Source organism: Arthrobacter sp. Z1-9 (assembly GCF_054792695.1).
The window spans coordinates 486949-505986 of the sequence record NZ_CP096456.1 but is presented as its reverse complement, the minus strand read 5'-3'; the positions used below and the strand labels follow the sequence as shown (position 1 = coordinate 505986).

The 19038-nt window shown below is 66.3% G+C and carries 17 protein-coding genes; 5 read left to right on the top strand and 12 right to left on the bottom strand.

What is annotated here, in order from left to right; translation table 11 throughout:
- Positions 1–27: 27 nt before the first annotated feature.
- From M1D93_RS02335 to M1D93_RS02315, 5 genes are all read right to left on the bottom strand, one after another.
- Positions 28–1761: an acetyl/propionyl/methylcrotonyl-CoA carboxylase subunit alpha gene (locus M1D93_RS02335; RefSeq protein WP_461173599.1), complete on the bottom strand. Its 1734-nt coding sequence runs from the start codon at positions 1759–1761 to the stop codon at positions 28–30.
- On the bottom strand, positions 1758–3440 hold the full coding sequence (locus M1D93_RS02330) for a 5-oxoprolinase subunit B/C family protein (protein WP_461173598.1): 1683 nt from the start codon (positions 3438–3440) through the stop codon (positions 1758–1760). Before M1D93_RS02330 ends, M1D93_RS02335 begins: the two co-directional genes overlap by 4 nt.
- Positions 3437–4195, bottom strand: a complete 759-nt coding sequence (locus M1D93_RS02325; RefSeq protein WP_461173597.1) for a LamB/YcsF family protein — start codon at positions 4193–4195, stop codon at positions 3437–3439. Before M1D93_RS02325 ends, M1D93_RS02330 begins: the two co-directional genes overlap by 4 nt.
- Positions 4196–4322: 127 nt before the next feature.
- Positions 4323–5552 (bottom strand): beta-ketoacyl-[acyl-carrier-protein] synthase family protein, encoded by a 1230-nt coding sequence (locus M1D93_RS02320; protein ID WP_461173596.1) that lies wholly within the window; start codon positions 5550–5552, stop codon positions 4323–4325.
- Between the two features lie 5 nt (positions 5553–5557).
- Entirely contained in the window at positions 5558–7171 is a 1614-nt protein-coding gene (locus M1D93_RS02315) for a peptide chain release factor 3 (protein WP_461173595.1), read from the bottom strand.
- Between the two features lie 156 nt (positions 7172–7327).
- Between M1D93_RS02315 and M1D93_RS02310 the strand changes: the two genes are divergently transcribed.
- Positions 7328–7624, top strand: coding sequence for a hypothetical protein (locus M1D93_RS02310; protein ID WP_461173594.1), 297 nt, complete (start codon positions 7328–7330; stop codon positions 7622–7624).
- A gap of 251 nt (positions 7625–7875) precedes the next feature.
- Positions 7876–8952 carry a DNA integrity scanning diadenylate cyclase DisA gene (gene disA, locus M1D93_RS02305; RefSeq protein ID WP_461173593.1) on the top strand — a complete coding sequence of 359 codons (1077 nt, stop codon included), beginning with the start codon at positions 7876–7878 and terminating at the stop codon, positions 8950–8952.
- Between the two features lie 17 nt (positions 8953–8969).
- Here the strand turns inward: disA and M1D93_RS02300 are convergent, their stop codons facing one another.
- The gene (locus tag M1D93_RS02300; protein ID WP_461173592.1) at positions 8970–9659 is read right to left on the bottom strand and encodes a hypothetical protein; all 690 of its coding nucleotides are present in this window, start codon (positions 9657–9659) and stop codon (positions 8970–8972) included.
- 171 nt (positions 9660–9830) lie between these two features.
- On the opposite strand from M1D93_RS02300, the gene M1D93_RS02295 reads away from it, so the two are divergent.
- Complete coding sequence (locus M1D93_RS02295) at positions 9831–10757, top strand: HhH-GPD family protein (protein WP_461175091.1); 927 nt, start codon at positions 9831–9833, stop codon at positions 10755–10757.
- Positions 10758–10840: 83 nt separating this feature from the next.
- Positions 10841–11338, top strand: coding sequence for a hypothetical protein (locus M1D93_RS02290; protein ID WP_461173591.1), 498 nt, complete (start codon positions 10841–10843; stop codon positions 11336–11338).
- Here the strand turns inward: M1D93_RS02290 and M1D93_RS02285 are convergent.
- From M1D93_RS02285 to M1D93_RS02265, 5 genes are all read right to left on the bottom strand, one after another.
- On the bottom strand, positions 11335–11511 hold the full coding sequence (locus M1D93_RS02285) for a hypothetical protein (protein WP_461173590.1): 177 nt from the start codon (positions 11509–11511) through the stop codon (positions 11335–11337). The genes M1D93_RS02290 and M1D93_RS02285 overlap by 4 nt on opposite strands.
- Positions 11512–11589: 78 nt before the next feature.
- Positions 11590–12285, bottom strand: coding sequence for a dihydroxyacetone kinase phosphoryl donor subunit DhaM (gene dhaM / locus M1D93_RS02280; protein ID WP_461173589.1), 696 nt, complete (start codon positions 12283–12285; stop codon positions 11590–11592).
- Complete coding sequence (gene dhaL, locus M1D93_RS02275) at positions 12282–12914, bottom strand: dihydroxyacetone kinase subunit DhaL (RefSeq protein ID WP_461173588.1); 633 nt, start codon at positions 12912–12914, stop codon at positions 12282–12284. Before dhaL ends, dhaM begins: the two co-directional genes overlap by 4 nt.
- A 2-nt stretch (positions 12915–12916) precedes the next feature.
- Complete coding sequence (dhaK, locus tag M1D93_RS02270) at positions 12917–13918, bottom strand: dihydroxyacetone kinase subunit DhaK (RefSeq protein WP_461173587.1); 1002 nt, start codon at positions 13916–13918, stop codon at positions 12917–12919.
- A gap of 459 nt (positions 13919–14377) precedes the next feature.
- The gene (locus M1D93_RS02265) at positions 14378–14887 is read right to left on the bottom strand and encodes an amino-acid N-acetyltransferase (protein WP_461173586.1); all 510 of its coding nucleotides are present in this window, start codon (positions 14885–14887) and stop codon (positions 14378–14380) included.
- Between the two features lie 315 nt (positions 14888–15202).
- Here M1D93_RS02265 and M1D93_RS02260 point away from each other — a divergent pair, with 315 nt between their 5' ends.
- Positions 15203–16666 carry an amino acid permease gene (locus M1D93_RS02260; RefSeq protein WP_461173585.1) on the top strand — a complete coding sequence of 488 codons (1464 nt, stop codon included), beginning with the start codon at positions 15203–15205 and terminating at the stop codon, positions 16664–16666.
- Positions 16667–16887: 221 nt separating this feature from the next.
- Here M1D93_RS02260 and M1D93_RS02255 read toward each other — a convergent pair whose 3' ends face one another.
- Positions 16888–19011, bottom strand: a complete 2124-nt coding sequence (locus M1D93_RS02255) for a S9 family peptidase (protein ID WP_461173584.1) — start codon at positions 19009–19011, stop codon at positions 16888–16890.
- Positions 19012–19038 lie beyond the last annotated feature (27 nt).

The following is a 19038-nucleotide window of genomic DNA, read 5'->3' as shown; positions in this document are numbered from 1 at the left end:
TCGAAAGATTGACGTTCCCTCGGTGACCTACGTGATGCGGCCGAGGAGCTCACCGCGGACGACGGCGGTGCCCGGCTCGTGCAGGCCCCGCGCCAGGGTGCCGCTGCGGTGGGCGGGCACCACGGTTTCCATCTTCATCGCCTCGAGAACGGCAACAGGCTGGCCGGCCTCAACGTGTGCGCCATCCCCGGCGACCCATTTCACCAGGGAACCTGACATTGGCGAGGCAAGTTCGGCGTCGTCCTCTTCCTCGGCCAACGCCGAGGAGTGGCCTGCGCCGCCCCCTCCGCTGAGCAGGGCTTCGTACAGTTTCGCCGGCAGTCCGAGCTGCACGGCCTTGCCGTCCAGCTCCACCGTGAAGGTCCTGCGGGCGGCACCGGGCTGGGTGCGGGCAATCTCAGGAGAGGCCGCCAGCTGCTCGGCGAATTCATTTTCGATCCAGGTGGTGTGCACGCCCAGCCCTTCCTCGGCTGTGAAGGCGGGATGGCGGACCACGGCACGGTGGAACGGCAGGACGGTGGGCAGCCCCACAATCCGCATCTCCTCGAGCGCAGCCGCGGCGCGGCGGAGCGCCTGCGGCCGGTCCTCGCCGTGGACGATCAGCTTGGCGAGCAGGGAATCGTACTCGCCCGGGACCACAGAGCCGGACCGGACACCGGAGTCAACGCGGATGCCCGCGCCGGTGGGCGGTTCAAAAGCCTCAACCGTCCCCGGCCCGGGGAGGAAGCCGCGGGCCGGATCCTCGGCATTGAGCCGGAACTCGATGGCGTGGCCCCGCGGCTCGGGGTCGGCCGTGATCGCAAGGACTCCGCCGGCGGCGATGCGGAACTGCTCGCGGACCAGGTCCACTCCTGACGTTTCTTCGGTAACCGGATGCTCTACCTGCAGGCGGGTGTTGACCTCCAGGAAGGAGATGATCCCGTCCTTCCCCACCAGGAACTCGACCGTCCCGGCGCCGTGGTAATCCGCTTCACGGCAGATTGCCTTGGCGGACTCATGGATCAGCGAGCGCTGTTCGGGTGTGAGGAACGGTGCGGGGGCTTCCTCCACGAGCTTCTGGTTGCGGCGCTGCAACGAGCAGTCGCGGGTTCCCAGCACCACCACGTTGCCGTGCGTATCGGCCAGGACCTGCGCTTCCACGTGCCGGGGCTGGTCCAGGAACCGTTCGACGAAGCACTCGCCGCGGCCGAACGCCACGGTGGATTCGCGGACCGCCGATTCGAAGGCGTCTTCCACGTCCTCCATCCGCCGCGCCACTTTCAACCCGCGGCCGCCGCCGCCGAACGCGGCCTTGATGGCCACCGGCAAACCGTATTCCCGGGCGAAGGCCAGCACTTCCTCGGCATTGGCCACAGGTCCGTCGCTACCGGGCACGAGCGGCGCGCCGGCCCGGACGGCAATCTCCCGGGCGGTCACCTTGTTGCCCAGGGCCCGAATCGAGTCGGGCGACGGCCCCACCCAGGCCAGGCCGGCGTTGATGACAGCCTCGGCAAAGTCTGCATTTTCCGAGAGGAAGCCGTAGCCGGGGTGGATCGCGTCCGCGCCTGAGCGCCGGGCGGCGTCCAGCAGCTTGGCGATGTCCAGGTACGTTTCGGCGCTGGAAGTGCCGCCCAAAGCGTATGCCTCGTCAGCGAGCCGGACGTGCAGGCTGTCGGCATCCGGGTCGGAGTAAACGGCCACGGACTCGAGCCCGGAGTCCGAGCACGCCCGGGCAATCCGCACTGCGATTTCGCCGCGGTTGGCAATCAGGACTTTTTTCATGGCTGGCTTCCTTCAGACGCGGTGGCGCTTATACCTGATTCACGGGAGGTTTCCTGGCGGGCTGCTGTTTGGTCAACAACTTTCTGGTCAACAGGGGCCAGGGTGCGGGGGTCCACAATGCTGAACTGCACGTGATGCCCGGGCGGCAGCTGGGCAGCCAGGGGCAGGTCTTCAGGCACGACGACGGCAATCACCGGGTAGCCGCCAGTCACCGGATGGTCGGCCAGGAACAGGACCGGGTGCCCGTTGGGCGGCATCTGCAGTGCCCCGGGCACCGTTCCTTCACTGGGCAGTTCGCCGTCCCGGGCGCGTGCCAGGGCGCGGCCCTCCTCCGGTGGGGCGAGCCGGACACCGATCCGGTTGGACTGCTCGGTGACCAGCCACTGCTGGCCGGTGAAGAGGTCGATGGCCTCGGCGTCGAACCAGTCGTTACGGGGGCCCAGGGTCACCCGCAAGGTGGTGGTTGATGACCCGTCTTCCAGCACGCCGTCCTCCGGTATTCCCACCGGCCGGACTCCTGTTACCGGGGCGACGGGCAGGAAAGCGCCGGCCGCCAGCGGGGCGGGTCCGATGCCGGACATCGAATCGCTGGAACGGCTGCCCAGGACCGGGGGAACATCGAAGCCGCCGCGCACGGCCAGGTAGCTCCGAACTCCCGCGCTTGGCGGACCTATGGTGAGTGTCTCGCGGTCGAGCAGGGCAAAGGGCGTGTGCATGGCCGGGTGCCGCAGGAGCGTCCGGGATTCGTCGCGGATTTCAAGGACTGCCGGAGCACCGGCAACAGCCAGCACCTGGTCGCCATCTGCCCGCACGGTGAGGCCGCCGAGGAGGTTTTCGACGACGGCGGCGTCCGGTCCATTGCCTGCCAGCCGGTTGGCCTGGCGGACGGAGCGCTGGTCGGCGGCGCCGGACACGGAGACTCCGAGGTCCCCGAAGCCGGGCCGGCCCAGGTCCTGCAGCAGGGACTGCAGCCCCGGGGCCTGGACGGTGAGCCCGGGCCCGGATGCTGTGTTTTCGGGAGCAGCAGGCTTTGCCTCTTCAGCTGAGGGCACTGCCACAGTCTCCCGCACGGCCACGTAGCGGACGGTATCGCCGGGGCGGACCAGCGCCGGGGACTCCCGGCCCAGGTCCCACATCATGGCGCTGGTGTGGCCCAGGAGCTGCCACCCGCCGGGCGACTGCCGCGGGTAGACGGCGGAGAAGGCCCCGCCGAGAGCCACCGAACCGGCGGGCACTGCCGTGCGGGGTGAACTGCGCCGCGGCACATTGAGCGAGTCGTTCTCGCCCACCAAATAGGTGAAGCCCGGGGCAAAGCCGCCGAACGCCCCGGTCCACGCCTGCCCGGTGTGGGCGGCAATCACGCCATTTGCACCCAGTCCGGTCAGCCGGCCCACCTCGGCGAGGTCCTCGCCGTCGTACACCACTTCGATGGTGACCTCGTTGCCGGTGCCGTGGTCGCGGGCGGTCAGGTCAAGGTGCGGGATGAGTTCCCGGGCGGCCCCGGTGTGGAACCGCGAATCGAATTTGACCAGCACAGTGGCTGCGCCGGCGATGGCGTCCAGCTGGCCGGGAAGGGGCTCGGCCTCCAGCCGGTGATGCAGCGCGAGCACCGACGCGAGGTCGGTCAGTTCAACGAGGACGGCGCGGGGGCCGGCCCAGCGCAGTCCAACGATGCTCATACAAAGCTCCGGACGGTGACGCCGGCGTCCTCAAGCCCGGTCCGCACGGCTCCGGCCATGGCAACCGCCCCCGGGGTGTCGCCGTGGACGCAGATGCTGTCCGCCTGGACCTGCAGCACGGATCCGCCGCGGGCAATGATCGTTCCCTCGGTGGCCAGCCGGACCATGTTTTGGGTGATGGCGTTGTGGTCGTGCAGCACAGCGCCTTCCTCGCGGCGGGACACCAGGGTTCCGTCGGGGTTGTAGGCCCGGTCCGCGAAGGCTTCGGAGAGCGATGTAAGGCCCCGCGCCGCGGCCTTCTTCCCTGCTACTGCGCCCGGCAGGAGCAGCAGCGGCAGGTCCGGGTTGAACGCATGTACCGCGTCCACCACGGCCTGGGCGTGGACTTCGTGGTGCACGATGGTGTTGTAGAGGGCGCCGTGGGGCTTGACGTACTTGACCTCGGCGCCGGCCGCGCGGGCGAGGGCCTGCAGCGCGCCGAGCTGGTACAGGACATCATCGGCAAGTTCGGCGGCTGAGCAGTCCAGGAACCGGCGGCCGAAGCCGGCCAGGTCGCGGTAACCCACGTGCGCGCCGATGGTGACGCCGGCAGCTACCGCGTCCCGGCAGGTGCGGGCGATGGTGGAGGGATCACCGGCGTGGAAGCCGCAGGCAACGTTGGCGCTGGTCACGTGGCGGAAGACGGCGGCATCGTCGCCCATGGTCCAGTTGCCGAAGGATTCCCCGACGTCGCTGTTCAAATCGATGAAAGGCATGTGACCCTCGTCTCAGGTTGGATTCTTCATCCATCATGCCTCAAGGATCTACATTGTTCAACAATCTTTTGGCCCGAATTCGGGCAGGGCATCCCCGCGACGCTGCCCGCTCCCTGTGCCCGCCGGGCTACTCGCCCGTGATCACCAGTGCAACGCTGTGGCCGCCGAAGCCGAACGCATTCACCAAGCCGGCACGGGGGTTCCCGGAGGGCAGTGCATGGGCGGCCTCGGTGATCACGTTCAGGTCCACTTCGGGGTCCTGGGCCTCCACGTTGAGGGTGCCCGGAAGCTGGCCGGTGCGCAGGGCTTCAATGACCACGACGGCTGCCAGCGCGCCGGCGCCGCCCAGCAGGTGGCCGGTGTGCCCCTTGGTGGAGGTCACGGGCACGTCGGCGCCGAAGATCGCATTGATGGCCTGGCCCTCAAGCCGGTCCCCCACCGGGGTGGACGTTGCATGGGCGTGGACGAAGCCGATGTCCCCCGGCTCCATGCCGGCCGATTCCAGCGCCTTCTGCATCACGCGCCGCTGCATGGCGGGGTCCGCCGCCACAATGTCGTTCGCGTCGGAGGTTACTGCCCCACCGGCCACGGCTCCCAGCACCAAAGCGCCGCGGGCGCGCGCGTGCTCTTCGCTTTCAAGCACCACCACGCCGGCGCCTTCCGCGAGCACAAAGCCGTCCCTACCGCCGTCGAACGGGCGCGAGGCCCGCTGCGGATCATCGGAGCGGGTGGACAGTGCGCGGATCTGGGAGAAACCGGTGATCACCAGGTCATTCACCGAGGCGTCAACGCCGCCGGCGATGACGACGTCGGCGGCGCCGGAGCGGATCATCTCGGCTGCCTGGACAATCGCCTCGGCGCCGGACGCGCAGGCGCTGACGGGGGTGCGGGCGCCGCCGCGGGCGCCGAGGTCGATGGACACCCAGGCTGCCGGGCCGTTGACCATGAGGCGGGTCAGCGTGTGGGGCGAGACCTTGCGGGGACCGGATTCGGCCAAGGTCCGGTCCTGTTCCAGCGTGGAGCCAAGGCCGCCGTAGGCGGACCCGATGACCACGGCGAAGCGCTCGGGATCCACCTCGGGGGCACCGGCCTGCTTCCACGCTTCCCGGGCGGCGATGAGCGCAAGCTGGCCGCAGCGGTCCATGCGCTTCATCTCGCGGGTGCTCAGGTGCTCCGAAAGATCGGCGGGCGCCTGGCCGGCGATCTTGACGGGCAGCTGCTCGGCCCAGGTCTCTTCCAGGGCGGCGATGCCGGACTGCCCGGCCAGGAGGGCCGTCCAGGTTTCGGCCACAGATGCGCCGAGCGGATTGATGGTGCCGGCGCCCGTGATCAGCGCACGGGGTTGAACTGCGTTCACGGTTCCTACTTTGCGGGGTTGTGGGTGCCGATGGGCACCAAGGTGAGGTCGGGGTGGTTTTTTTCGATCCGCCGCAGCGCCCAGACGTCGTTGAACAGCGCGAGGTATTCGCCGTCGGACCGCAGCAGCACCTCGGCGCCCGGCACGTTCGCGAGCGCGGGCATGGCATCCGCCGTCGAGATCCTGGCGATGGAGTAGGGCAGGCGCTCCAGGCGCATGGGGGCGCTGAAGTCGTGCGCCATCCGATCCTCCACCACCTCGAACTGCATGGGGCCGACGGCGGCCAGCACCGGCGCCTGGTCTCCGCGGACATCGGAGCGGAGCACCTGGATAACGCCCTCGTGCTCAAGCTGCTCGATGCCGCGGCGGAACTGCTTGAACTTGCTGGGGTCCTTGGAACGCGCAACCTGGAAGTGCTCGGGCGCGAACAGCGGGATGGCGGGGTATTCCACCGGATCCTCAAGGAAGAGGCTGTCCCCCACGCGCAGGGAAGACGCGTTGACCAGGCCCACCACGTCGCCGGGGTACGCCTCGTCGATCACTTCGCGCTCCCGGCCGAAAACCTGCTGCGCGTACTTGGTGGCGAAGGACTTCCCGGTGCGGGTCTGGGTGACCACCATGCCGCGCTCGAACACGCCCGAACAGACGCGGATGAAGGCGACGTGGTCGCGGTGTGCCTTGTTCATGCCGGCCTGGACCTTGAACACGAATCCGGAGAACGGCGATGCCACCGGCCGCAGGCTGCCGTCCACGTCCGGCCGCGGGGCTGCCGGCGGGGCGAAGTCAACCAGCGCGTCCAGCAGTTCCTTGACACCGAAGTTAAGCGCGGCGGAGCTGAACAGGATGGGGGTGGCCTTGCCGGCGTGGAAGCTTTCGACGTCGAACTCGAGGTTCGATTCGATTACCAGGCCGGCCTCGTCCACGGCGTCCGACCAGTTGCTGCCCTGGCTCTCCGCCGCTTCCTCGGGGGTGAAGTATTCGGTGAGGGCGATCTGAGCGCCGGCGTTGTTGCGCTGGAAGCGGGCGAAACGGTCGTTTCGGAGGTCCCACACGCCGCGGAAGTCGCCGGAGATGCCCACCGCCCAGGTCAGGGGCATGGGTTGCAGTCCGGTGCGCTCGGTGATTTCGTCCATCAGGGCCAGCGCGTCCAGGCCCGGGCGGTCCCACTTGTTGATGACGGTGATGATGGGCAGGTTCCGCTGCTTGCAGACCTCGAACAGCTTCATGGTCTGGGTTTCCAGGCCCTTCGCTGCGTCCACCAGCATCACGGCGCAGTCCACGGCGGCGAGCACCCTGTAGGTGTCCTCGGAGAAGTCAGCGTGGCCGGGAGTGTCCAGGAGGTTGATGACGGTGTCCCGGTAGGAGAACTGCAGCGCCGCGGAGCTGATGGAGATGCCGCGGTCCTTTTCCATCTGCATCCAGTCCGAGACGGTTTCCTTGCGGTTGGCCTTGCCGCTGGAGGCACCGGCGGTGCCGATCACCTTGGCATGCAGGGCCAGCGCCTCAGTCAGCGTGGACTTGCCGGCGTCGGGGTGGGAAATGACAGCAAAGGTCCGACGCCGGCCCGCCTCTTTGTGAATCTCCGAGATCCGGGCGGGGGTGAGGACATCTTGGGACACGGTGCTACTTTCGCTGCGGTTTGGGCTGCCCCTGGCATTGGACAGGCTTCAGGGGAGGCGGGCTGGCGGACAGCCAAGTTCCAAGTTTATCGCAGCTTGGAGCCCCACCACGGGCTCTGCTTAACACCCGCGAAACCCCAGCTTCAAAACCGTGAAATGAGTGCGAGCTACCGTGACGGCATGATGACGCCCGGCAACTTCCCTACGCCCTCCGAAAGATCTGAAGCCGTGGACCGCACTTCCTATCCAGCCAAACTGTTTTTCGATCCCTTTGCGGGCGCTTCACCCGTCACCGGGCAGGGCCATGGCTCCGCACGCGACGCAGACCGCTCGGCAGTGGAGGAGCCCCGGCCCCGGAAGAAAGTTGTTGTGGACGAAAAGGTCCGTCGCGCGGCTTCTTTAGGCAGGGTCAGCAGGGACCTCGAACGGATGCTGCGCGGGCAGGCACGCTGAGTCCGTCTGCACTGTCTTTGACTGCTTTGGAGCGGGAAAGTGCCACCCCGCCACCCGCCGTCGAACGCGTTCCTGCACCCCTTCCCGACGTTCCCTCATGGGGTACTTTAGGGCTTGCCCGTGCGGAATCAGGCGTTTCTTACCCCTATCATTGAGCTTGCGGGAAATGAGTACTTTTTGATCCTGCCGGCCAAGCGGTAAAGCCGGCATTCCTGCGGGCAAAGGCCCGCAACTGTGAAGGGAAACACCTGATGGCGCGGAGCCCCGAAGAATCTCTGAGGGCAACTCTGGGCAGAGTGGCACCCGGAACCCCGCTCCGCGACGGCCTTGAGCGCATCCTCCGGGGACGTACCGGCGCCCTTATTGTGCTTGGCTACGACCGGACCATCGACTCCATCTGCTCCGGCGGTTTCGACATCGGCATCGACTTCTCCCCCACCCGCCTGCGGGAGCTCGCCAAGATGGACGGTGCCATCATCTGCGACAAGGACGCCGGCAACATCCTCCGCGCCGCAGTACAGCTGGTCCCGGACTCCAGCATCGAAACCCAGGAGTCCGGCACCCGCCACCGAACAGCCGAGCGTGTTGCCATCCAGACCGGTGTGCCTGTCATCTCCGTCAGCCAGTCCATGCAGATCATTGCCCTGTACGTCAACGGCCTCCGGCACGTCCTGGAAGGTTCGGAAAAGGTCCTGGCGCGTGCCAACCAGGCCCTGGCCACTTTGGAGCGCTACCGCTCGCGCCTGGACCAGGTCACCAGCTCGCTGTCCGCTTTGGAGATCGAAGCGATGGTGACGGTGCGGGATGTGGCCGTCACCCTGCAGCGCCAGGAGATGGTCCGCCGCATTTCCGAGGAGATCTCGCAGTACGTCCTGGAACTGGGCGAAGACGGCCGCCTCCTCTCCCTCCAGCTCGATGAGCTCACCGTCGGCCGCGGCCCCGGAAGCGACGTCATCATCCGCGACTACGCCTCGCCCAACGCTTCCCCCGAAGACATTGAGAAGGCGGTCAGCGCCCTGGTGAACCTGGGGCCCACCGAGCTGATCGACCTCGGGAAGATTTCGGGAATTGTCGGCTTCGCGGGCGGCGAGGCAAACCTGGACGCCGTGGTGCAGCCGCGCGGTTACCGGCTGCTCTCGGGGCTGAAGGCAGTTCCGAAGGCCGTCGCGGACCGGCTGGTGGACCACTTCGGCGGGCTGCAGTTCCTGATGGCAGCCACCATCGATGACCTCATGACCGTGGACGGGATCGGCGACCAGCGCGCCCGCACTGTACGGGAAGGCCTGAGTCGGATGGCAGAAGCAAGCCTCCTGGACCGCTTCCTCTAGGAGCCTGGCAGGATGCGTCAGGTCAGCTGGAAAACTGCCTTGGGGCTCGCTTTGGAGCCAAGCTTCGCCGTGAAAATGTAGTACGCCCCGCCGCCCCCGGGTTTGGCTTCCACGGGCTGGCAGCCTTCAACGCTGCGGTTCCGGGACCACGGGAAGTTGGCGGTTTCGCTGGCGCCGGGAGCGATGGTTTTCACTAGGTCTTCACTCTTGGCCTGGCAGTCCCGGGACGAAAAGATGCGGTCCGGGCCGCTCGTCACCAGGAACTCCATCTGCGAGGTTCCGATGTTGACCTCGCATGGCATCGTGCCGCCGTTGGTTACCTTGAGCGTGAGCATCGGTTTTTCTTCCGGCCCGTAGGCGGCCTTGTCCGTGGACGCTGAGACCGTCACAAGATTCTGGTTGCAGGAAGGGGTTGCCGATGGCGTGGGCGTGGGTTCCGGGGCCGGGGCCGACGGCGACGGCGACGGCTGCGTGGAGGGATCAGCGGACGCAGTTGCGCCGGCACCGTCCGTGGACGACGCCTGCTCGGAATCGCCGCTGAAGGCGCCGGCCAGGGCGAAGCTTCCGGCAATCAAGGCGATCACCGTCAGCAGCGCCGCACCGAGGAACAGCCGGCGCCGGCGGTACACGGCGGGGCTGGGCTTGCGGACGGTGCTGGAACCTGATGCAGTCGCCCTGCCACGTGATGAATCGTCTTGCCTGCCCATCCTTCTAGGCTAGAGAACGGGCGCGGATCTGCTCCGCCACCACGCCGCCACCCGGCCAACGCTCTGGTCACATCGGGTTTCCAGCCCGGCAAGCGGATCAATTACAGTGTTGGGATCGACACTCAAGCCTCCACCACCGCTTCGCCTGCCCGCTTTCCTGCCGGGGCGGAACTGCAGACGCTGCATGGCCGGATCAACAGGTGGTTTGCGGAAATTGCCCGGGACCTCCCCTGGCGGAAGCCGGAATGTTCACCCTGGGGCGTGCTGGTCAGCGAAATCATGCTGCAGCAAACCCCCGTGGTCCGGGTGCTGCCAGTCTGGCAGGAGTGGCTGGCTCGCTGGCCCACACCGGCCGGCCTCGCGGGCGAACCTGCGGGAGAGGCGGTCCGTTCCTGGGGCCGGCTGGGCTACCCGCGCCGGGCCCTGCGGCTGCACGCAGCAGCAGTGGCTATCGTCCAGGACCACGGCGGCAAAGTCCCGGACAACTATGCTGAACTGCTGGCGCTGCCCGGGGTGGGCAGTTATACGGCGGCAGCCGTCGCCGCCTTCGCCTACGGACGCCGCGAAACGGTGGTGGACACCAACATCAGGCGGGTCCACGCCAGACTTGTTACCGGGACTGCGCTTCCCGCCCCGGCACTGACGGCCGCGGAAATGCGGCTCGCCGCCCGGCTCCTTCCGGACGACGACGATACATCCGTGCGCTGGAACGCTGCGGTGATGGAGCTGGGGGCGCTGATCTGCACAGCCCGGGCACCCAAGTGCGGCGACTGCCCGGTCAGGAACTCCTGCGCGTGGCGGGCAGCCGGCGAGCCGCCGCCGTCGTACGTTCCCAAGGGCCAGGCCTGGCACGGCACTGATCGCCAGGTCCGCGGAGCCGTGCTGGCCGTGCTGCGCGAGGCCGATGCGCCGGTGCCGCCGGAGATGTTCGAGCGGGAGCCGGCCGACCTTGGCTTCGCGCCGGAGGGGATTGGTGTGCCGCTGGGGGCCCTGCATAGGTTGAATTCTGCTCCTGAACAGCTGGAACGGGCCCTGGCAGGTCTGCTCGTCGACGGCCTCGCGGAGCTGCACGGGGGCGGGTACCGGCTTCCCGCCTGAGTGGTGTGGGCGGCAGCGTAACGATGTTTGCATCACTTCGCCGCTCACGCCAGGGAGGGAGCACCACGGCCGTACCCTGAAGTATGGGCAAGCGCGGGCTGCTTTTAGCGCTGATCACGACGGCGGGACTCGCCTCTGCGTGCGGCCCCGGCCCCGGCGCGGTTCCCTGCCCGGCCATCGCACAGGCAACGGCCGTTTCCGTCACGGTGTCAGCCAACTACGCACCTCAGGTGTCAGCGCTGCACGTGAGCGCCTGCCAGGACGGCGCGTGCAAGGAATCCGATGTGGAACTGCATCCGGGAAGCGCCTCCATCGACCAGGGCTGCACTCCGGACGGGGTCTGCTCCGCCACCGCCTCCCCCGACGGAACGAAATTCGCCAACCTGTTCCTGGAGACCCTCACCGAATCACCCATGACGGTAACAGCATCGGCAACTGCCCCGGACGGATCGCCACTGCCCGCGCACACCTTGGACTTCCGCCCCAGGGGCGACTATCCGTTTGGTGAGCAGTGCGGCAGGTTCATCACCGCATCAGTGCTGCTCGACGCCGATGGCCTGCACGAGCAGGCCTGGCGCTAGAACAACGCCGGCTGGCTGAAGCTCTCCTCGGTTGTGCCATCGCCAGGGCCTCCCGCAACCCCTGGCTCGGGCCGCCACTCGAAGCCCAGCTCCGCGAGGAGTTCCTCAACGGACAGCTGCCCCTCCAGCACTTCGATATCCGGGGAGTTGTCTTCAAGGTGGAGCCGTTCCATGGCATCGAGCATATTCGCAGGAACCCGCTGCGGCGTTGGGAACACACCGCCCGATCTTCATTCGGATAGTCCAGGCAACTACGGTTCGCCGAAGCCGGCCTGCACTAGGCCGCCCACGTAGTTCACCGCCCGTTCTGCGTCCGCTCCCCGCGCTTCCACGTGCAGGACAGAGCCCTTGCCGGCCGCCAGCGTCATAAGTGCAGTCATGGAGGCGCCGTCAACCCCGTTGACCTGCACCTCGGCATCCAGCGAAGACAGCCCGCCGGCGATCTTTGCCGCGGGGCGCGCGTGCATACCCGCCTGGTTTACGAGCTCAAAGTCCCCGGTGTAATCGGGACCGGAACCGGTGACAGGGCCTTCCCCGGCCTCCTGCAGACCGGGGCTTCCGGCCTGCCGGGCGGGGCCGCCCACAGCTTCCGCCGCCCGTTTGACCGCCTGGACGTCACCGCCGCCCTGCGCAGCCACGGCGGCGGCCACGAGTCCCTCTACCAGGGGCGCGTCTGCCAGCAGTATCCCGGACCCGTTCTCCGCAAACTCCAGTGCGGACTCTGCAGTCATTACGGCAGAACCAAGATCAGCCAGGATAACCGCTCCATCACCGCTGGCCACCTTGTCCAGCGCAGCCAGGACCTTCTCCAGGCTGGTACCGATCCTGCCGTCCATGGTGCCGCCCGCTGCCAGAAGAACGACGTCGGGCGCCATCTGCGCGGCAAGCTCCACAGCGCCGTCGGCGATTTTGTCGCTGTGTGAGACCACCACGATGTTGACGGTCATGCAGCCGCCTTCACGGCGGCGCGGAGAATCAGCGCACTGGAAGCGGCGCCGGGGTCGCGGTGCCCGGCGCTTCGCTCCCCGAGGTAGCTTGCGCGTCCCTTCCGTGCTATCAGCGGGTCGGTGGCCACCGCTCCGGCTTCGGCGGCCTCCGCTGCCGCGACCAGGACACTCAAGGCATCCAGGCTGTTGTCTGCGGCAGCCACACTGGCTGCCTCGGCCGCCGGCGTCCAGGCATCAACCATGGTTTTGTCCCCCGGTTCCGCCTTTCCGCGGGCCACTATCCCGTCACGCGCGGCAGCCAGGGCACCGGCCCAGGCGGCAGGAGCGATCTCCGGAGAGTCGCCGAGGGACGTGGCCGCCCGCAGGAACGCCGTTCCGTACAGCGGGCCCGCGGCGCCGCCCACCTTGGACATCAGGGTCATGGCGGTCAGCTTCAGCGCAGCACCGGGCGTTTCCGGCGGGGTTTCGGACAGTTTGTCCAAAACAGCCTGGAAACCGCGGTCCATGTTTTCGCCGTGATCGGAGTCCCCGATGGCCCGGTCCAGCTCAATCAGCTCCACCCTGTGCTCCGCCATCGCCTGCGCGCACAGGGTCAGCCACTTCACCGTCCAATTCACGTCCAGAACCATAGCTACACGCCCCAGCGCAGTGCGGCCGTGTGGACCGGCGCGTCCCACAGTTCGGTAAGTTCGTCGTCCAACCGCAACACCGAGATGGAGCAGCCCTGCATCTCGAGGGCGGTGATGTAGTTTCCCACCAGGGACCGCTCCACGGTGGCTCCACTATCCGCGAGCACCTGCGCGGCCCGCCGGTAGACAATGTACAGCTCGCTTAGGGGGGTGCCGCCCATTCCGTTCACGAACAGCAGCACCCTGTCCCCGGAGCTGATTCCCAGGTCGGCCAGCACGGGTCCCAACAGGCGGTCGGTGATACCGTCAGCGTTTTCCATAGCTATACGGTGCCTGCCCGGCTCACCATGGATTCCGATGCCGATCTCGATTTCATCGTCGGCCAGGTCGAAGCTGGGCGAGCCCGCATGGGGTACTGTGCAGGCGCTCAGCGCAACGCCCATGGTGCGGACGTTGCTGTTGACCCGTTCGCCGATGGCAGCCACAGCGTCCAGGCCGTCCCCACGCTCGGCGGCCGCTCCGGCGATCTTCTCCACCAGCACCGTACCGCCCACTCCACGCCGGCCTGCCGTGTACAGCGAATCCTCCACCGCAACGTCGTCGTTCACCAGGACCGTGCGGACATTGACCCCTTCCGCCTCGGCGAGCTCGGCTGCCGTTTCGAAGTTGAGGACGTCGCCGGTGTAGTTCTTCACGATGTGCACGACGCCGGCGCCCGAGTTAACGGTGAGCGTCGCCGGGAGGATCTGGTCCGGCGTGGGCGAGGTGAACACCGCTCCCGGCACGGCGGCGTCGAGCATCCCGTGCCCCACGAAGCCGGCGTGAAGCGGCTCGTGGCCGCTGCCGCCGCCCGAGACGAGGCCTACTTTCCCACTGACAGGCGCCTCATTGCGCGTGATGAAGGTGGGGTCTGTGCTGACGGTGACGAGGTCTGCATGGGCTTGGCCGAAGCCCTGCACAGATTCGTCAACTACCAACTTCGGATCGTTGATGAGCTTTTTCACGTGGTACTCCTGGTCTGCTTCCTGGAGGATGACATTCCTGACCCTACTACCGGGCAGCAAGGGGGCGGTAGGGCTGCCGTACCCCGGATATAGAAAAGGGACAGCCCCCAATGACTGTCCCTTTCCTTGGGCCCCCCATCCCGGCCTCAGCCAGTTTATCCATCAAACTGAGTAAAAGAAAGTGCTGTTCAGACGGCTTTTCGCACCTACTTCAGGTGGTTTCAAAACAAAGGCGTGGCCGCGCCTGGAACGGGTTCTCGGCTTCCAGTTCCGCTTTGGCACTGCGTTCGGTAGACGCCGTGTCGATGCCGCTGGGACAAGGCGGGCAACCAGCAGGGCCAGGATGCCTGCTAAAGAAGGAAAGGTGGCGTTTCCGGGAGGAGAAGATCCCCGCGAGTCATCCATGAAGCCAAGCACCGGGAGGCCGGCTTTGCTGGAACTCATACCGAAGGACTTGCGTCAGAGGACCTTGATCATGCGGGTGTTGCCAAGCGTGTTTGGCTTCACCCGCGCCAGGTCCAGGAACTCGGCCACACCTTCGTCATGGGAACGGAGCAACTCCGAATACACCACGGGATCCACGGCTGACTGGTCTGCCATCACCTCGAAGCCGTGGCGCTTGAAAAAGTCCACTTCGAAAGTAAGGCAGAACACCCGGGCGACGCCCAGGGCGCGCGCTTCCTCAAGGAGGCTCTCCACCAGCACATGCCCTACGCCTCTCCCCCGCCAGTCCTCGGAGGCGGCCAGGGTCCGCACTTCGGCCAGGTCCTCCCACATCACGTGCAGTGCACCGCAGCCAATAACCTGCCCATCGGAGGACTCGGCGATCCGAAACTCCTGCAGGCTTTCGTAGTAGGCCACCGTCTCCTTGGCCATCAGAATCCGTTGTTCTGCCAGCGGCGCCACCAATCTCTTGATGGCGGATACATCACCAGTGCGCGCAGGACGGATATGGAAGGAGTCAGTCACAGGAGCAATCCTAGTTCGACGGTGCAGAACCGCCGGCCAACCGAACGCCTGCTTCGGATTTCTGGTAAGGGGCAAGCCGGCGCCGCCAGCCAGACATTTGCCGGTGGCGGAGCGGAGATGACCAGCAGCCGTGATTCGTCATGAGCTCGTCGAGTCGAAGCTCTGCTTATGCTCGGGCGCTGGATTTGGCCGTGACTGCGCAGGGTTCTGAGGTGTGCCGCTATTGCGTTTGCGCAGGTGAGCGGCGACCAAGCAGTGTTTCGGATGTTACCCCCGTCACGCCGATGGGCAACGACGCCCAACTCCGGAGGAAAAATGGCCATAGGCTCCCCCACGCTCACCGAAAATCCCTTAGAGCAGAACGAGAAACGCGGCCTTAGAAGGTCTATGGAAGCCCGACACCTGGTCATGATCGCCATGGGAGGTGTTATAGGGTCAGGCCTGTTCCTCAGCTCCGGTTACACCATTGCACAGGCAGGTCCACTGGGTGCAATCATCGCCTACCTCATCGGCGCAGCCGTGGTCTACATGGTGATGGCATGCCTGGGCGAACTGGCTGTTGCTTATCCGGTATCCGGCGCCTTCCACATCTACGCGGCGAGGTCGATTGGTCCTGCCACCGGCTTTGCCACCGCTTGGCTTTACTGGCTCTGCTGGGCAGTCGCGCTGGGCTCGGAGTTCACCGCAGCGGGCCTTTTGATGCAGCGTTGGTTTCCGGAGGTGGATGTTTGGATCTGGTGCCTTGTTTTTGCGTCCATCCTGTTCACACTGAATGCGATCTCCTCGCGGGTCTTTGGTGAATCGGAGTTCTGGTTCGCGCTGATAAAGGTCGCTGCCGTAATCGGTCTGATTGTCCTGGGCGGTGCAGCCCTGTTCGGCTTCCATCCCCTTGCTGAAAACGGCTACCCGTTCCTGGGCGAAAACCTCGATACGCCGCAGGGCTTGTTCCCCAATGGAATTACCGGCGTACTCATCACCACCCTTGCTGTCTTTTACGCATTCTCAGGTTCAGAACTTATTGGCGTGGCCGCCGGAGAAACTGCCAATCCCGCCGCCAACATTCCCAAGGCGATGCGGACCACCGTTATTCGCCTGCTCATTTTCTTCGTTGGTGCCATTACGGTCATTGCCTGCACCGTTCCCTATGCGGAAACCTCACTGGAGGCGAGTCCCTTTGTCACCGTCTTCTCGCAGCTGGGCATTCCCTACGCCGCCGACGTCATGAATTTCGTCATCATCACCGCCCTTTTGTCGGCAGGAAACTGCGGCCTGTTTTCCTGCGCGCGGATGCTTTTCTCCCTTGCGGACGAGGGACATGCACCGAAGGCACTCGGGAAACTGACAAAACGGGGAATTCCGCTTCTCGCCTTGTGCGTCAGCATGCTGGGCGGCCTGGCCTCCCTGATCAGCAGCGTGGTGGCCCCCACCACCGTCTACCTGGTCCTGGTGTCCATCGCCGGGTTTGCCACGGTTGGCGTCTGGATGTCCATTACCGCTTCGCACTTTTTCCACCGGCGGAGTTTCCTGCGCTCAGGAGGCCGCACTGCAGATCTTGCCTACAAGGCACCGCTGTTTCCCCTGCTGCCCATCGCAGCGTTCATCCTCTGCCTCATCTCGCTGATAGGCATCGGCTTCGATCCCACCCAGGCCACCGCCCTCTACTTCGGCATCCCCTTCGTAGGTGCCTGCTACGCCTACTTCCACTACAAGTACGGCCGCCACCAAAAGGGCCAGCCGAAGGACCAGGACGCAAAACAGGAAACACTAGACGCCCCCTAACCCCCAAACCGTAAAGCCGCCCTAACGAGGCGCGAGAGTCTGCGACGCTCGCGTGCGCTAGGGCAACTTCGGGCAAGAGGCGAAGGAGGCTGGGACATTTATGTAGCTTGCTTGAGGGCCCACGCTGGCAGGGTTCCCTGGCCGAGCTTGCGAGGCTAGGGGGCCAGTGGGGATGAAGGAGCAGCAAGCGGTAAATGTCCCAGCCTCCGAGCCGAAGGTGACTAGAGTCCCAGATCAGCAGGCAAGGGCACATCCTGGTCCAGGACGTTCCGGGCCAGGAAGTGCTCCACGACGCCGTACCAGACCTTCGCGTGCTGTGGCTGGAGGACCCAGTGGTTCTCGTCGGGGAAGTACAGGAACCGGTGCGGGGTCCGGCCGTCCTGGTCCGCGGCGAGCTGTGACTTGGACAGCAGTTCGTACCAGAGGCGCAGGCCCTCGCCGATCGGGACGCGGTAGTCCTTATCACCGTGGATCACCAGCATCGGGGTGCTGATCTTTTCCACGTGAAGATGCGGCGAGTTCTCCAGCGCCATCTCCTCAGTCATTTCCTTCAGCCAGTATTGCGAGGCGTCCGTGGTGGGGCCGAACTGGTCCAGTGCCCAGAGGCTGGCATGGGTCACAATGGCTTTAAACCGGTCGGTCTGCCCCGCGACCCAGTTGGCCATGTAGCCGCCGAAGGAGCCGCCCATGGCCGCGGTACGGTCCGCGTCGATATCCGGCCGGTCGACGGCGGCATCAGTCACCGCCATGAGGTCGGTGAACGGGCCCTTACCCCATTCGCCCCAGCCCCGCTGGATGTGGTTCTGGCCGTAGCCGGTGGAGAGGGCGGGATCGGGCAGGAGCACCGCGTACCCCTTCGCTGTCAGCAGCCAGGGGTTCCAGCGCCAGGTCCAGGCGTTCCAGGACCCCAGCGGTCCACCGTGGATCCACAGCAGCATCGGCGCCGGGGAGCCCGCGGACGCGCCCTCGGGCAGCGCAAGATAGGCCGGGACGCGCGAGCCGTCCGCCGCCGTCGCCGCAATCCGTTCAAGCTTGCCGGGGCGCGTGGGCCTTTCCGCCGGTGCGGGCAACCTGGTTGTCTCGCCCGTTTGCAGATCGATCCGTACGGCTTCGGGCGGGAATTCATAGGAACTGCGCAGGGCGTAGGCGCTACGCCCCTCAGGCGAAACCACGACGTCGGTGTAGGCCGCCGCGTCCTGTGTCACCCGGGTGACACTCCCTTCAGCGGCAGACACCAGAACGCTGATCCGGAAAATTGGCGACGCGCCGTCGTCGTCCGCGGTGACCAGGAGGGCGGAGCCGTCGGGCAGCCACGTTGCCGGCTTGGCCCAGCGGTCCCAGTCGTGCGCGAGAGGGGTCAGCTGCCCCGTGCCGGACGTGGAAGCGTCGGAGACATCCAGGAGGTGCAGCTTTACCTGCGGTGCCTGGCGTGGAGTGGTGTCGCTTTCGCTGACTACCACCAGGGTATTGCCGTCGGGGCTGACCGGGCCGGGGAAGTAGCTCATGCCCTCGTGGTCCAGGAGCACCCGAGTGTTTCCGGAGGCCACGTCAACGGCCACCAGGACGGAGCGGCTGTCCGCCTTGGCCAGCGGCTTGGTGTAGCTCGCATAGATGGTCCGGCCGTCGGGGCTGGCAGCAGTTTCCGCCTCCCGTAGCCGCGGACCTGCATCCGGAGTGAGGTTCCGGAGTGTCAACGGCGAGGTGGCATCCACAGTGGCGGGTTTGCCAAGATCCTTTTCTTTTCCGGGCTCGACGGCGAAGATCCGCGGCTGCCCGGGCCCCAGGTCGGCATCCCAATACCGCACCGGATACTCGCTGTGCAGGATGGCGGAGACTTTGTTGTCCTTGCGCGACTTTCGCCGCTCGGCGTCGTCATCTTCGTCCCGCGAGCCTGCCAGGACTTCCGCTACGACGAACGTGGCATCCGCTGCCTTGGCTGTCATCACAGCACCGACGCCGCCGGGCCGGTTCAGCACCACGCGGGCTTCGCCGCCGTCGGCGGGCAGGAGCCACAGTGCGTTGACGGGGTCGCCCTCGGGGCTGTCCGGATCGGGCCGGGCTGAGGTGAAGTAGACGTCACCGTTGACCGCAAACGCCGCTCCGGCCTCGCCCTTGGCGCTGCGCGTAATACGGCGCGCCTGCTTCTGCCCTGCAGGATCGAGCTCCCACAGGGCGGTACCAAATTCGGTTCCCTTGCCGTTCAGGGTGGCCACGGTGGTAACCAGCCGCCGGCCGTCAGGGCTCATCGCCAGCCCACTAACCCGCGGGATGGACAGGTAATGGTCAAGATCATGAAAAGGGGTCAAAGGTTGCTCGTCCGGGATCGCCGGATTCAGAATAGCCATGCCCCCGATTCAACCCGAATTGTGCCC